Raw genomic sequence first — 15,283 nt, 5'->3', positions numbered from 1 at the left:
AAACACGCCATCGGGTTAATTTCCCGGTGGCGTGTCTGCTGCATCATCAAATTTTATATCAGCCGATACGGTAAAATCATACTCTGTTCCGTCATAATCAAAATCAAGCTGGTAATTATCAATTTTTATTCTTTTGAGATTATCATTTTCACCAATATGGATATCGGCCTGTGCATATGTAAACCGTGCAAGCTGTCTGTCCGTATATCTTTTTAATTTTTCACGGCTAACAACTCCGTATGCCGAAAACATTCCCATATAAACTGACGTATCACTGTTGTCATACAACGCATCTATCGTGCCGGATGCTGCCTTTTTAAGATTTGACTTTTCAAGTAAAACACTGTATACAGATACATGCGAGCCATTCAGCTCATAGCCTTCACCAGGCTTATTTTCATACTTCATACTGTCAGCAAGTGATGCAAAATTCTCATAAATGCTGTCCAATGCAGTATTTATAGACTTTGAATACTTTTCAAAATCATATTTTTTTATAAATTCCGGCTTTAATAACTCTGAACTTTCAACCTTGTAAATCTTTCCTTTTTCCTGCGTTATCTCATAATACAGAATTCCATTATAAAAATAAAAATCTATTCCTGTATTTTCATACACACCTTTATTGTCTGAAACATATACTGTTCCACTTATCTTTTTTCTTATAAGGCTTTCAACAGACTGCTTATCTATATAATCCCTTATAATATCCGCAGCCTCTTTTCCCTCATTTTTCAATGCCGCCGCCGCATCTGGATTGTTTTGTTTTTCTTTTAAAAAAGGTGTTGCAAAATAAGTTCCGGCATAAACTGCCGAAATAAGCAGTGAAAGTGCTGCCAATATAAATATTATTTTTCTGTTTTTATTACTTTTTCTTTTCATACTTCACAAACTCATATACAATATCAAAATACGTTTTTTCTTCACTGTTTGCCGTTATGTGCCACTCACTGTTTTTATCAAGATTTTCAAGATATGTGTCGGCATCATACTTATAATCAATCTTCGTTATATGTGCCACATCGCAGTATGGGAGAAATTCTTTATAGATTTCACCACCGCCTATTACATATATATCATTATCATCATAATCTTTTACTGCATCAAGCACCTCTTCAACACTTGCACAAACAACTGCTCCTTTTGCATCATACGACTTATTTGTTGTAAGCACAATATTTTTTCTGCCATATAAAGGGGATTTTTCTTTAAGGCTTTCAAATGTTTTTCTTCCCATAATGACAACTTTTCCGTTTGTCTCCTGTCTGAAAAGCTGCATATCCTCCGGAATATTTACAAGAAGCCTGTTATTTCTTCCTATTCCCCAGTTTTTATCTACTGCTGCTATAAGTTTCATTTTTCTGCCCCTTTCACTAAAAAATATTATAATTTGTCATATATTTCTTTAGGAACATATGCTTCAACTTCTATTCCGTCCTGCGTATACTCTTCTGAAATAAGTGTACCAAATTCACGTATAAGCTGTATTCTTCCAGCATCCTGATATTTGAAGCATCTGTTAATGTGAATTCTGTTTTCGCGAAGAATTTTTCCAAGTTCATCAAGAAATTCATCTATTCCTTCACCTGTTTTTGCTGAAACCCTCATGCTGCATTTTGCACGCATATCCTTTATTGTCTCAGCATTTCCGGCAAGATCTGTTTTATTAAAAAGAGTAATAACCGGCTTATCTCCAACCTGAAGCTCATCAAGTGTCTCATAAACCGCCGCAATCTGTCTGTCCATATCAGGATGAACACTGTCAACAACATGTATTATTATATCTGCGTATTTTGCCTCTTCAAGCGTGCTTTTAAACGCCTCAATAAGATTATGCGGAAGTTTTCTTATAAATCCTACTGTATCAGTAAGAAGAACCTTATCCGTGTTAGGAAGCTTTAACACTCTTGTTGTAGGGTCAAGTGTCGCAAAAAGTTTATCTTCAGATAAAACCCCTGCATTGGTAAGTTTATTTAAAAGTGTTGACTTGCCTGCATTTGTATATCCCACAATCGCTGCAACAGGAATTGTTGAATCACTCCTTTTTTGTCTCTGGATTTCCCTGTGATTCTCAATTTCTTTGAGTTGGGCGTTAAGTCTTGATATCCTGTCCCTTATGAGTCGTCTGTCAGTCTCTATCTTCTTCTCTCCGGGACCTCTTGTTCCTATTCCTCCACCAAGCCTTGAAAGTGTTGTTCCAAGACCTGAAAGTCTTGTCATTCTGTACTTGAGCTGTGCCATCTCAACCTGAATCTTACCCTCGCTGGTGTTTGCTCTTGATGCAAATATATCAAGAATAACCATTGTCCTGTCCATTATTTTAAGATTAAGAACATCTTCAAGATTCCTAAGCTGAGCCGGTGTAAGTTCATCATCACATATAATGCCTGTAGCATCAAGCTCATCAGCCATCAGGCGTACTTCATCAAGCTTTCCTTTACCTATATAAGTTGCCGGGTGAAAGTATTCTCTCGGCTGTATCAGCCTGCCCACAGTTACGGCTCCTGCTGTCTTTGCAAGCTCTGCAAGCTCATCAAGTGAGCTTTCCGCTTCATCATTATCATCAAGTGCAACTCCTATAAGAAGCACTCTTTCTATCTCTTCATCAGTCTCATAAATCTGAGCCATCATATCCTCCTTGTTTGCGAAGCAAATGCGACTGCCCTTGCAGGAGCAGAGGATTTGTCCTCCTTGTTTTGCGAAGCAAATCCACTGCGTTGTTCTTTTGCTGCAATATAGTCACTAAGGTAATTTGCCACTTCTTTTTCAGTACACATTGCCATTACACTTGTCGTAACCTCATCGGCTTCCCTTATGCTCCATGATGCAATGTTTTTTCTTGTCTCAAGCACATTGGATGGAGAAACCGAAAATTCATCAAGCCCAAAACTTAAAAGCAGTGGTATCATACATGGATTTCCTGCCGCCTCTCCACACATTCCGGCTTCTATCCCAGCTTTTTTTGCATTTTCAATAATATATTTAATTATTCTTAATACCGACGGATGAAACACAGAGTAAAGATATGCAACATTTTCATTTCCTCTGTCAACTGCCATCGTATACTGTGTCAGATCATTCGTTCCTATCGAAAAGAAATCCACTTCCTTTGCAAGCAAATCTGATATAAGTGCTGCGGCCGGCGTCTCAATCATAATGCCAAGTTTAATATCTTTATCATATGGTATCTTTTGCTTGTCAAGACTTTCTTTTACTTTTTTCAGAAGTGTCTTTACTCTCAGGACTTCTTCAAGCGATGTTACAAGCGGTATCATTATCCTTACTTTGCCAAATGCACTTGCTCTTAATATTGCTCTTAGCTGCGTTGTAAAGACATCAACTCTTCCAAGACAGAATCTTATTGCACGATACCCGAGAAACGGATTAGTTTCTTTTGCAAGTCCCATATACGGAATATTTTTATCGCCGCCTACATCAAGCGTTCTTATCGTAAGTGTTTTTCCTTTTAAAACTATTGCCGCCTTTTTATATGCCTCAAACTGTTTTTCCTCATCCGGCATTGAAACACCATTCATAAACAGGAATTCTGTCCTGAATAGTCCAACACCCTCAGCACCGCTTTTCATACCTTTTACGGCATCATCTTCATTTCCGATATTGGCCGCAAGGCACACCTTATATCCATCAGATGTAACAGTTTCCCTATCAATATATTTTTTTAATTCTTTTACTTTTTTCTGATATTCTTTTTTCTTTTTAGTATATATCTGAACCGTCTTCTCAATAGGTTTTAAGAAAACTTCCCCATATTCGCCATCTACAATAACGCTTTCATTATCGGCAATCTTTGAACATGCATCCTTCACACTTAAAACTGCCGGAATTTCCAGTGCTCTTGCAAGGATAGCCGCATGTGATGTCTCACCGCCTTTTTCCGCAATTATACCCACAACATGTTTCGTATCCATCGCTGCAGTGACAGAAGGATGAAGCTGCTTTGCAACTATTATTGTATCAGGTTCAAGATTTGATAAATCTACTGTGACATTGCCTGACAACATCGATAATATCCTGTGCTTCAGATCTTCTATATCTGCCACACGCTGATTCATAACTTCGCTGTCGAGCGAGGCAAATATATCCGCATAAAGCGAACATGTTCTGTCAACTGCGGCATCTGCACAAAGGTGCTCATTTTCAATAAATCCGATTATCTGCTGGTTCATCTCAATATCTTCTATAAGATAAATCTGATTCTGAAGAACAAGAGACGTCTTATCATTTTTTTTTAACTTTTTCTTTAATTCTTCTATTATATTTTGTGTATCTGCAATAAACTTCTTTTTTACATTTTCATATCTTCTTAATTCAGCCGCCGTGTCACTCACAATCTCAGTCTTCGCCTCTATCTGAGGTTCATCTATTATAAGTGCATGTCCTATTCCTATACCTTTTGAAGTTCCAATACCCCTTATCATACACGTCTCCATTCCGGACATTATGTCTCACTGATTAAATACATATTTTGCCATATTTACAAGTGTCTCACTCGTATCTCTCGAATATATCGTTTCCCTTGCAAGAACCGGGTCATCAGTAATAATATTATCAACGCCTTTATTCGTAAGATTCTTTATCGATGTTGCATTATTAACAGTCCATGCATATACTTGTTTTCCAGAATTATGAATTGCATCTACTATCTGTTTTGAAAGGAATGACGCATTCATACTGAAGAAATCCACATCATCCATACTGTAAAAATCACCATATGCTATAGATAAAATGTAGCCCACCTGTATATCATCCGTAAGTTCTTTTACTCTTTTTAACATATTATAGTCAAATGATGTAATAACGCAATCATTCTGCATATCATATTTTTGTATAAGTTCTGCCACTTTATCAGCCGTATATACCGTATCTCCGCTTTTTAATTCAATATTAAGCCGTGCTTTTCCTTTTACAAATCTTAATACTTCTTCCAGCGAAGGCACTTTTTCGCCTGCAAATTCTTTTCCAAAATATGAGCCTGCATCAAGTTCCCTTATCTGGCTGTAAGTAAGTTCTGAAACCTTTGCATTAACACCGGTTGTTCTGTAAAGGCTGCGGTCATGCATAATAACCGGCACATTATCTGATGTCAGCTGGACATCCAGCTCAATAAAATCTGTCATATTTTCAACTGCAAGTTCAAATGCAGCCATTGTATTCTCCGGTGCTTTTATTGATGAACCCCTGTGTGCCGTGATTTTTGTTTCATGGAATATCGCAATACTCTCAAACGGATTTTTGTTAAACGTCCTGACAACATAAAAACTGTTAAGACCTATTGACATTATAAGTATCAGAAAATATATCATTCTTTGAAGCCTGAAAAACTTTGATTTTATCCTTATAACAACATAATCAATTTCTTTAGGGTCAGAATAATAATAATACATTCTTGATATCATAGTATATGATATTGGTACAGCAAGGTATAAAAGCAGTATTCTTATGCCAATTCTTATATTTTTTAATACTGACAGATATATGGCACTTCCCATATAAGCCATGTTAAGAATTTTTACTCCGGCAAACAAAACAGCCGTAATTATTACATAAAACAATATTATAACTGCAAGTATTGCCAGATTATATAATATAAGTGACATTAATGTAGGCAGGAAATGTTTTCTTACTGTTGATGCACTCTGCCTGTATGACGTCCTGAAATTATCACCCTCAAGCACACATATATTAAATGAGTAAACACCCATTATTACAATTGTATAAACCACTATTACAGCTGCAGCCAGCCCAGCCTTTACAATTGCAGGTCCATTAATTACATATATTCTGAAAGCAGTTATTGTTTTTTCTGACAATACAAGACTGCCAAGCATCGTTACATTAATTGCGAGTATTGAAATAAAATAGAAGAAAATAAGCGGTAGATTCCGGATATTAATGAGCCTTTTCATCCTTTTTAAAGATGTAAATGCTATCTCAAGAACAGATGCTTTACACTGCTGCCGTTTCAATTCAAAGCACGCTGCAAGAAAAGACATCTCATATATACAATAAAATACAAAAATAACAACAGCCGCAAGCATAACTATCCACGAAACAGGATTCTTGAAAATCCGTATTATATACTCATTCGTAAGATACTTTGCTCCGGCTGCTTTCATAACAAGATTTATTATTAAAATTGCAATAGGATAAAATACTGCCGTTGCCGCAAGTTTATATGTAAGTTCAAATACTAAAATGTTTCTTCCACTTCTTCTTAACATCCAGAAGTCATCTTTAATTTTTCTAAACATAAACTGCTCCCAAATTCATAATCATACGGCAGCACATTTTTATGTGTGACACCGGTTATCTTCTTAGAAAACCTTTTAAAACCCCATCATTATTTTCACCTGCAATCTGATGTGCAAACTGCCATGTGAAATCAATAAGATAAGTTATAACAATTATAGTTCCCGCTGCATATGCAACTCTTACATCAAGCATCTTAACCGCACCTTCTACATAACGATTAAAAACACCAAATATAAACAATGCAAGCACGCCCCATGCCAATGTGCTTTCGAGGCACAAAATTCCTTTATAGTTAAAAGGAAGATGTTCATAATTCCACCATACCGAACCAAAAAGTTTTAACATGAGTCTGGCTGTAAGATACTCAAAAATCGTTGCACATACGCATCCTGCAAAATAAAGTGCCACATAATTATGCTCAATCGGAGCAAAAATATTATACGCAATAAATGTGCCAAATCCATATATAACACAGAAAGGCAACCTGGCAAAACCTCTGTTCTCCCATCTTTTGAGCTGGATGCGTATAACAACGCACTCCATTGCCCATCCAAAAAAACTATACGCAAAAAACCATAAAGCAAATTGTCCGAAATTCATTCCGTGAAAAGTATAACCCATAATTTTCCTCATTCAAATATCCATATAAACTGCATATGGTCTTTATATTTTAATATAATATTTTTTCGTTTCTGCCATTTCTGGCGTCAACAATCATTATAATGTATAGTCTTACATACATTACAAATGCAAGCATAAGTGCTCCGGCACATACAAGAAGAAGAATATCCTGAACATGAACCTCCATCTGAGGAAATGCGACAAGTGCAAGCATAACAACATATAAAATTGCAGTACACACTTTGCCGTACCACTTTGCTCCATTAAGTCTCTTTTTCGCAAATTTCATCACAAAAAAACCTGTAACTGCTGATATTACCTCTTTCAAAACAAGAAATATAACCAAAAGGTACATATATTTTACTCTTACAGTAAGTGCAACAAGCATTGCAAGCTGCATAAGCTTATCTGCAAGCGGGTCTATTATTCTTCCCAAATCTGTAATCATATTGCACCTTCTTGCAATCTGTCCATCAAAAAAATCAGTCAGCCCCGACAGCATGACCACAAGTGTTGCAAGATAAAAATCCTGTGGTCTTTCTGCCGTAAAATAAATATGAAGAAAGAGCGGAACCATAAGTATTCTCAAATAACATAATATATTTGGTATTTTAATTAAGTCTCCAAGCTCAAATTTAAATTTCATAACTCATCCTCATAAATCAGACACATGATTATGCCATAAGGCTGTCAAGTGTAGCACGTACTGCCTTTATGAAATCCTGTGTATTTAATGTCTTTGGATTTGGAAGTGTTGTAATAAGTGCCAAATCCTTTGTCATCTCACCATTCTCAATTGTCTTGATACAAGCCTCTTCGAGCTTATCTGCAAATTCACCGAGTGCAGGAATATTATCAAGTTCGCCTCTTTTTCTCAATGCACCTGTCCATGCATAGATAGTTGCAATTGGGTTTGTAGATGTCTCTTCACCCTTGAGATGCTTGTAGTAATGTCTCTGAACAGTACCATGTGCTGCCTCGTATTCAAAATATCCGTGAGGTGATACAAGCACTGAAGTCATCATTGAAAGTGAACCGAATGCCGTAGCAAGAAGATCACTCATAACATCACCGTCATAATTCTTGCATGCCCAGATATAACCGCCCTCAGAACGGATAACTCTTGCAACCGCATCATCAATAAGTGTATAGAAATACTCGATTCCAAGTTCTTTGAACTTATCAGCGTATTCCTTATCATATATATCCTGGAATATATCCTTGAATGTATGGTCATATTTCTTAGAGATAGTATCCTTGCTTGCAAACCATAAATCCTGCTTTGTGGCAACAGCAAATTCAAAACAGCTTCTTGCAAAACTTTCAATACTGTCATTTAAGTTGTGCATACCCTGAATGATACCGTCACCCTTAAAGTCATGTATAAGTTCTCTTGTCTCGTTACCGTTAGCATCTGTATATACAAGTTCAGCCTTTCCAGGTCCTTTCACCTTCATCTCTGTTGCCTTGTATACATCACCATATGCATGTCTTGCAATAGTAATAGGCTTCTTCCATGTCTTAACATATGGCTCAATACCTTTTACAATAATTGGTGCCCTGAATACTGTTCCGTCAAGCATGGCACGTATTGTACCGTTAGGACTCTTATACATCTCTTTTAAGTTATATTCTTTTACTCTTGCTGCATTAGGTGTAATTGTAGCACACTTAACAGCAACACCATACTTCTTAGTTGCCTCTGCCGAATCAATAGTAACCTGGTCATTAGTCTCATTTCTATGTACAAGACCCAAATCATAATATTCTGTATTCAAATCAATATAAGGAGTGAGGAGTTCATCCTTAATCAACTGCCAGAGAACTCTTGTCATCTCGTCTCCATCCATCTCAACCAGCGGTGTTGTCATCTTAATCTTTTCCATGCCACAATTCCCTTTCTTCCCTATTAACATATAACCATATAAAGTGAAATCGCTTTTACAGTTAAATTGTTACATTTTTTGTGAACATTATACTTTATTTTAAAATTTTTGTAAACCCTGCACGCTCTATTGCTTGTATTTACTTCATTTGTCTGCTATAATTCTTTTCAATGCAAATATTTCGGAAAAACAAGGAGGATTACACATGTGTGGTTTTGCTGGATTTACTGGTTACCTTGAAAACGGTAAAGATGTTCTTACTAATATGATGAACAGAATCGTACACAGAGGTCCGGACAGTGCCGGACAATATATAGATGATAAAGCATATATGGGATTCCGCCGTCTAAGCATTATTGACCTGGACAACGGAAGCCAGCCTATGTTTAATGAAGATAAAAAGATTGTAATAACATTCAACGGTGAGATTTACAATCATCAGGAATTAAGAAAAGAGCTTATTGAAAAAGGACATATTTTTGCAAATAATTCTGACACAGAAGTGCTTATACACGCTTACGAAGAATACGGTGAAGACATGTTAAACAAGCTGCGTGGCATGTTTGCTTTTGTAATCTGGGACAGTGCAAAAGAAACTATTTTCGCTGCAAGGGATTATTTCGGAATCAAACCATTTTACTATGCCGTTGTTGACGGCAATCTCGTATACGCATCAGAAATTAAAAGTATTCTTGAATATCCGGGATATAAAAAGGAAGTAAATGAAGTCGCTCTCGAAAATTACCTCACATTCCAGTATTCCGTGCTTGAAGAAACATTTTTCAAGGGCATATACAAACTCATGCCTTCACACTGCCTTACTTTCCACAACAAAGAACTCAATATCAAAAGATACTGGGAGCCGGAATTTGATGCAGATGAATCAAAGACTCTTGACGACTGGATTAATGAAATTGACGATGCAATGCACGATTCTGTTGAACACCACAAAATCAGTGATGTTGAAGTCGGCTCTTTCCTTTCAAGCGGCGTAGATTCAAGCTATGTTGCCGCAACATTTAATGGCGACAAGACATTTACGGTTGGATTCGATTATGAAAAATATAACGAAATCAACTATGCAAAAGCTTTATCAGATAAGATTAAGATTGATAATTACAGCAAGCTTGTATCAAGTGAAGAATACTGGGCCGCAATTCCAAAAATCCAGTACCACATGGACGAACCGCTTGCAGACCCTGCAGCAATTGCTTTGTATTTTGTAAGTCAGACAGCATCAAAGCATGTAAAAGTTGCTCTTTCCGGTGAAGGTGCCGATGAATTCTTCGGCGGCTATAACATTTACCGCGAACCTCACGACCTTGCAGGATTCCAGAAACTTCCTCTTGGTCTGAGAAAAGGACTTGCTGCATGTGCAAAGCATATTCCTTTCAAATTCAAAGGCAAAAACTTCTTAATAAGAGCAAGCAAGCCTGTAGAAGAAAGATTTATAGGCAACGCATTTATGTTTAACGAAGAAGAAAGAAGCCGTGTATTAAAGAATCCTACAGGAAAATATAATCACACAGAGCTTACAAAGCCTTTCTACGATAAGGTAAAAGACAAAGACGACGTCACAAAAATGCAGTATATTGACATTAACTTCTGGCTTATCGGCGATATTCTTCTGAAAGCCGACAAGATGAGCATGGCTCACTCACTTGAAGTGCGTGTTCCGTTCCTTGACAGAGAAGTATTTGATGTTGCAAGACACATTCCTACAAAATATAAGGTAAATGCACAAAATACGAAATACGCCATGAGAATGGCAGCACACCGCTATCTTCCTGATATGGTAGCAGAGAAAAAGAAACTCGGTTTCCCTGTCCCTATCAGAATATGGCTTAAAGATGAAAAATATTACAATATCATCAAGAAAGCATTTACAAGCGATGCCGCAAAGAAATACTTTAACACAGACACGCTTATCAATTACCTTGATGAGCATAAAGAAGGCAAAGCAGACAATTCAAGAAAAATCTGGACAGTATACATGTTCCTTGTATGGTACAACGATTACTTCGGCGACGGATACAACCCTGAACTGCCGGCGGCATAAGACAGTAAATTCACAGAGCATATCATTGATATATTAAGTTCAATGATATGCTCTGTTTTTTTGCTTGTTTTTTACACTTTAATACCACATATCTACAACATCGAATTGATTATTTTGACATTTCAACAAAACTTTAATTGTTTTAAGATTCATGTTTTCTTTACTCATCTCATTAGTGGCAAATGTTACTTTTATAAAATATTCACCCTCATATTCAACCACAGCAGAATCAAATAACGAAATTGAAGATTCTGCAAACGGAAATTCTGTAATATTATTTTCCTTCATGAATCCTTGGGCTTCCCATTCCTTCATTGTCTGTATTATTACAGCTTCCTGTTCATGTGTGAATGAGATTTTATGGTTATCAACAACAAATGTTGTCATTTTTTCCTGTGAATCTTTTTTGTATATATCTGTCATTTTTTGTGTTGACGCGGTTCCCGTCGTTACGATATATTCAACTGCCAGTTCTTTAATCCCGTCATTATCAATATCAACTTCCGCAAATCCGACATCTGCTTCTCTTCCTTTGGCAACACTTAACCTTGCATTGTCTATTGTGCAGCTTTCACCTGCATATGTAAAATAATCCTGTTCTTCATCAATTTTTAAAACAGCCTTTATATCATTTTTTTCCCACTCTATCATATCTGTTTCTTTTTTTGATATGTCAGATGACTTTAATGTATAATCAACTCTTTGGACATTGGGATTTTTATCCCATACCCTGACATAACTTTCTGTTTCATTATTTTGAATATTATCACCGACGTTATTGGCATTACCGCAACCTGCAAGTCCCAATAAAATAAATGCCGCCATAAAATATACTATTGTTTTTTTCATAAACTCTTTACCCTCTCTAATGTTGCCATTTGCTCACCATCCGTGTAATTATAAATGTCACCGAAAATGTCACTGTACTTATAATAAGCTTAAAAACAATGAGCAGCAAAAGCCATCCTATAATCGATACGTTAATTTTTATGTCACCCATAAATGTAAGACTCTGCACGGGTGCCTGAAAATATGTAACTTTGTAATATCTTATCAGGTTTGTATATTCGATAATATTTACCGCCAAAGTCAGCAATAAAGTTATCAATCCCACGGAAATCAGCTTCTTTTTGTTGACATACTTAAACCCGCCTGAACTTGAATTAATCAGTTTATCCATTGATGACTTTTTTTCAATATAAACACTTGCAAATGCTATAAGCATAACCACAAACTGCGTTGACATTAAAAGAATAATTTCACGCACTGTACTTTGTTTACCGAATATCTGCTCATATCCTCTGTCAGACATTATATATCCGTCAATTCCCGTTTCTTTTTTTAACTTTGCAAGATATGATAATTTTTCCATCGGTTCTGCTATTTCAACAGACGAATTTGATACACTGTTATAATTGCTTACTGCAGCAAAATATTCTTCAAAATCGATTTCACCGTTATCATATTTTTTCTGTGCTTCAATTCGTTCCTTATTGGCATTGTCCGTTTTTTCAAGCACAGAATCAACATAATTTTTTATATATGTATAATCTTTTCCTCCGTGTTCTTTATATAATTTGTCATTCTGAATCTGCAAATCATTGAAAGTAACATATCCTGTCGTACTGAAATAAACGGCGGCAAATATTGCAGCCGCAATAAGCCATATTCCCTTTGACGTAAGAAGTGTCTTATGAATTTCCTTAAATAAATTGTTATAATTATTAAAAATTTTCTGATATTCCACATTTATCTTATCAGAAATTTTTGCCATAATTCCTTTTTCGGTGTTTGGATACCTTTTAACATAAACAAGTACCGAAATCATAAACATCATAACTGACAGTATAATTACCGCTGTAATCAGCACGTATCTTAATGACACAACATGCGAAAACACATTGACATTGATGTACTCCATGTATATAGTATTAATTCTGAATAAATTACATATATTTATATATTTTAATAATCTATATATACTCTGGGATTCCGTATTTATATATATAAAATATTCAATTATTACAAATGCACCTGTTCCGATAAATACATTTTTTCTGTTTCTAAACACATTCATCAACATATATATAATTGATGTTGCGACAACTACAGACAAATAAGTCAATAAAAAATCAGCAATCAGATACTCTGCTTTATTAATGACAAGCGTACACTGTCCGAATTCTGATATATTCTGTATCGGATTGTACAAGTCACCAAGCCCGCCAAATAAAATAAATGATGTAAAAACGACAGTAATATAAAGCAAAAAATGCTGTATTAATGAAATAATAAATATATCTGCAATTCTCACAAGTCCAAGATAAACACGTCCGTTTTTTGACATATATGTAAGCTGCCACATATTGTTATCCCGTTCTTTAAAAAGATTATTCATAAGAAGCAGCGTCAAAATTGCCGATATTCCTATAAACATCGAATACTTTGATATAGCACGGACTGCTTTGCTGTTATCTGCCGACAAATTAATATTAATCAGCTTCTCATAATCTTTTCCTGTTTTTATTATATTTTTATAAGAAAAAGATTCCGGATTGGAAAACAATCTCTGTTTTTTTAATTTTTCAGCACGGTCCACGATATTCTGTATATTTGATTTATAATTTTCTATATACTCTGTCCTGATTCTTAAATCTCTTTTGCTGTCTTCATTTATTTTATTTCCGCCCGCCGTTGCCTGAAACATAAATAAAATAATATTAAGAACTAATGCTGCACAAACAATAATTATATATTTAATATTAAGTAATCTTTTTAATTCCATAGGCAACCTCACAAAATATTACTTGACATTAATAACAGGCTCATCCACCTTATCTACATAAGCATTAATGTATATCTTATTCTCATCGTAACTTGCTTCTATATACATTCTTTTTGGAAATTCCATTACATAATCATAGTAATCCTGGTCAGAACTTGTATGAATTTTTTTACCTGTAAACCAGGCATATAAGCTTTCTCTGAAATCATTAAGCGTTACCGTATCATTCTGATATTCACCAAATGCCTCTTTTAATGATAATCTGTCACCTTTTTCAAAAGTTTTTCCGTTAATATAACTTGTAAATGTCTCACAAAAACCATCTTCACGCGTCATATTACTGCTTCTTCTGTTCATTATGTGATATCCTGCTGATTTTGTTTCCAGCTCTGCTTCTTCGTTTTTTTCACTTCCACATCCCGCTGTGAAAATTAGAGCCAATACCATAAATGTCACTATCATTAATCTTTTTTTCATAAAACCACCCCTTTTATATTACTTCTGCCATTCAGATTCACTCCAAGTGTCGGCAGTATTAATTTCTGATTTCTTTATATATGTGAGTTTGTACAGGCTTGCATACTTTACTTCTTTTTTCTTTCCTACTTCAAATAGCTTATATCTGTCATCACCAAAAAGTACTCTTCCCCTTGTTTCTATTGTATTTATTACGTTTCCGTCCTTATCAAGAACATATAATGTTCTCGTTAAATCTGCAGTCCTTGTAAACAGACACCATCTTGTATTATCAAGATATATATAATCTGCGTCAAAAGATATATAACATAATGTCGAATTTCTTTCTGCTTTATATATAAGATTTTCTTCTTTATCTTTGATTTTATATTTATATAACCCTTCGTTGATTACATAATAATAAATTATATTATCAGAGGTATCAATTATATAATCACTTATGTTTTTATCTATTAATTTTGTTGTTTTTCCTGTCGATTCATTGTAACAGTATAAGCCATCACCCGTCATAACATTCTGTTTTGTCTCTTTTTTAAATTCTGTTGTTGAATATGTAAAGAAAACTTTATCACCATATGCCCTTACAGAATTAAATAAAACACTTTGCTCATCACTCGTTATAATATCTTCATTTATTTTATTATCAAGCGAAAACCTTTTTATGCTTATCTGTACTGTCTCAGGCAGTCTGCAATTTCCCGTACGGTTGTATACATATACACAGTCATTGTTAAATACAAGAGCATAATCGTCCGCACTGTCTATAGGAACACTTCCTATATCAAACAATTCTTTTCTGTCTGTTCCATCAGGATTAATCTGCACAAGTACAGCCCGTCCCTCTGAACTGAATTTAATCATATATATATGATTTTTATAATACCATACTACCTCTGAATAATCAGAAAACACAGCAGGACAGTCCGAATTTACGTGGTCACACTGTGCATTATTGCACAGAGGGATTAACTCGCATGTTTCATCATCCATATAAGAGAGTATTTTACGCCCCCCGCTGCCAAATGTAACATAATAATATCCATACTCGCCTCTTGCTACAGAATGCACTGCTGATGAATTCCAATAAGGCTGGCTATCCTCAATGTTGCCTGCAAATTCAATATCTTCTATACCGGAAACATTATTTTTTATATCTTCTACTCTCACGCTCTGTGCCGATAC

The 15,283-nt window shown here is 35.3% G+C and carries 12 protein-coding genes and 1 pseudogene; 1 reads left to right on the top strand and 12 read right to left on the bottom strand.

The features are described 5' to 3' along the window. Positions 1-15 precede the first annotated feature (15 nt). From WMO38_RS09635 to WMO38_RS09600, 8 genes are read right to left on the bottom strand one after another with little or no spacing between them, the layout of a single operon-like run. A complete protein-coding gene (locus tag WMO38_RS09635; protein WP_349162446.1) occupies positions 16-882 on the bottom strand; it encodes a hypothetical protein in 867 nt (288 codons plus the stop codon). Continuing rightward, complete coding sequence (locus WMO38_RS09630; RefSeq protein WP_021867228.1) at positions 866-1,357, bottom strand: dihydrofolate reductase; 492 nt, start codon at positions 1,355-1,357, stop codon at positions 866-868. Before WMO38_RS09630 ends, WMO38_RS09635 begins: the two co-directional genes overlap by 17 nt. Before the next feature lie 26 nt (positions 1,358-1,383). Beyond that, a complete protein-coding gene (hflX, locus tag WMO38_RS09625) occupies positions 1,384-2,628 on the bottom strand; it encodes a GTPase HflX (protein ID WP_349162445.1) in 1,245 nt (414 codons plus the stop codon). Next, positions 2,628-4,439: a phosphoenolpyruvate--protein phosphotransferase gene (gene ptsP, locus WMO38_RS09620; protein WP_349162443.1), complete on the bottom strand. Its 1,812-nt coding sequence runs from the start codon at positions 4,437-4,439 to the stop codon at positions 2,628-2,630. The genes hflX and ptsP overlap by 1 nt, the downstream gene beginning before the upstream one ends. A gap of 27 nt (positions 4,440-4,466) precedes the next feature. Next, on the bottom strand, positions 4,467-6,272 hold the full coding sequence (locus tag WMO38_RS09615) for a glycerophosphodiester phosphodiesterase family protein (protein ID WP_021867225.1): 1,806 nt from the start codon (positions 6,270-6,272) through the stop codon (positions 4,467-4,469). A gap of 55 nt (positions 6,273-6,327) precedes the next feature. Beyond that, on the bottom strand, positions 6,328-6,894 hold the full coding sequence (locus WMO38_RS09610; RefSeq protein WP_243204224.1) for a putative ABC transporter permease: 567 nt from the start codon (positions 6,892-6,894) through the stop codon (positions 6,328-6,330). A 49-nt stretch (positions 6,895-6,943) separates the two neighbouring features. After that, positions 6,944-7,540, bottom strand: coding sequence for a CDP-alcohol phosphatidyltransferase family protein (locus WMO38_RS09605; RefSeq protein WP_021867223.1), 597 nt, complete (start codon positions 7,538-7,540; stop codon positions 6,944-6,946). Between the two features lie 28 nt (positions 7,541-7,568). Then, on the bottom strand, positions 7,569-8,780 hold the full coding sequence (locus tag WMO38_RS09600) for an NADP-dependent isocitrate dehydrogenase (RefSeq protein WP_021867222.1): 1,212 nt from the start codon (positions 8,778-8,780) through the stop codon (positions 7,569-7,571). Positions 8,781-8,985: 205 nt separating this feature from the next. Here WMO38_RS09600 and asnB point away from each other — a divergent pair, with 205 nt between their 5' ends. Further along, the gene (asnB, locus tag WMO38_RS09595; protein ID WP_186836500.1) at positions 8,986-10,839 is read left to right on the top strand and encodes an asparagine synthase (glutamine-hydrolyzing); all 1,854 of its coding nucleotides are present in this window, start codon (positions 8,986-8,988) and stop codon (positions 10,837-10,839) included. A 78-nt stretch (positions 10,840-10,917) separates the two neighbouring features. Here the strand turns inward: asnB and WMO38_RS09590 are convergent, their stop codons facing one another. The 4 genes and pseudogenes from WMO38_RS09590 to WMO38_RS09575 form a co-directional block, all read right to left on the bottom strand. Beyond that, positions 10,918-11,688 carry a hypothetical protein gene (locus WMO38_RS09590; RefSeq protein WP_349162440.1) on the bottom strand — a complete coding sequence of 257 codons (771 nt, stop codon included), beginning with the start codon at positions 11,686-11,688 and terminating at the stop codon, positions 10,918-10,920. Between the two features lie 16 nt (positions 11,689-11,704). Further along, a complete protein-coding gene (locus WMO38_RS09585) occupies positions 11,705-13,624 on the bottom strand; it encodes a hypothetical protein (RefSeq protein WP_349162438.1) in 1,920 nt (639 codons plus the stop codon). 18 nt (positions 13,625-13,642) lie between these two features. Further along, positions 13,643-14,101 (bottom strand): hypothetical protein, encoded by a 459-nt coding sequence (locus WMO38_RS09580; protein ID WP_186836497.1) that lies wholly within the window; start codon positions 14,099-14,101, stop codon positions 13,643-13,645. 18 nt (positions 14,102-14,119) lie between these two features. After that, a pseudogene (locus WMO38_RS09575) lies at positions 14,120-15,283 on the bottom strand (hypothetical protein); the annotation flags it as partial.

It is taken from the genome of Lachnospira hominis (ex Hitch et al. 2025), from assembly GCF_040096395.1.
In the GTDB taxonomy this organism is placed as follows: domain Bacteria; phylum Bacillota; class Clostridia; order Lachnospirales; family Lachnospiraceae; genus Lachnospira; species Lachnospira hominis.
The sequence above is the reverse complement of the archived record's forward strand: the minus strand, read 5'-3'. Positions and strand labels throughout refer to the sequence as shown.

Bases quoted from the DNA above. Each gene is read 5' to 3' on its own strand.
- WMO38_RS09630 (WP_021867228.1), bottom strand. From the start codon at position 1,357: ATGAAACTTATAGCAGCAGTAGATAAAAACTGGGGAATAGGAAGAAAT.
- WMO38_RS09605 (WP_021867223.1), bottom strand. From the start codon at position 7,540: ATGAAATTTAAATTTGAGCTTGGAGACTTAATTAAAATACCAAATATA.
- WMO38_RS09635 (WP_349162446.1), bottom strand. From the start codon at position 882: ATGAAAAGAAAAAGTAATAAAAACAGAAAAATAATATTTATATTGGCA.
- WMO38_RS09610 (WP_243204224.1), bottom strand. From the start codon at position 6,894: ATGGGTTATACTTTTCACGGAATGAATTTCGGACAATTTGCTTTATGG.
- WMO38_RS09615 (WP_021867225.1), bottom strand. From the start codon at position 6,272: ATGTTTAGAAAAATTAAAGATGACTTCTGGATGTTAAGAAGAAGTGGA.
- asnB (WP_186836500.1), top strand. From the start codon at position 8,986: ATGTGTGGTTTTGCTGGATTTACTGGTTACCTTGAAAACGGTAAAGAT.
- WMO38_RS09600 (WP_021867222.1), bottom strand. From the start codon at position 8,780: ATGGAAAAGATTAAGATGACAACACCGCTGGTTGAGATGGATGGAGAC.
- WMO38_RS09585 (WP_349162438.1), bottom strand. From the start codon at position 13,624: ATGGAATTAAAAAGATTACTTAATATTAAATATATAATTATTGTTTGT.
- ptsP (WP_349162443.1), bottom strand. From the start codon at position 4,439: ATGATAAGGGGTATTGGAACTTCAAAAGGTATAGGAATAGGACATGCA.
- hflX (WP_349162445.1), bottom strand. From the start codon at position 2,628: ATGGCTCAGATTTATGAGACTGATGAAGAGATAGAAAGAGTGCTTCTT.
- WMO38_RS09580 (WP_186836497.1), bottom strand. From the start codon at position 14,101: ATGAAAAAAAGATTAATGATAGTGACATTTATGGTATTGGCTCTAATT.
- WMO38_RS09590 (WP_349162440.1), bottom strand. From the start codon at position 11,688: ATGAAAAAAACAATAGTATATTTTATGGCGGCATTTATTTTATTGGGA.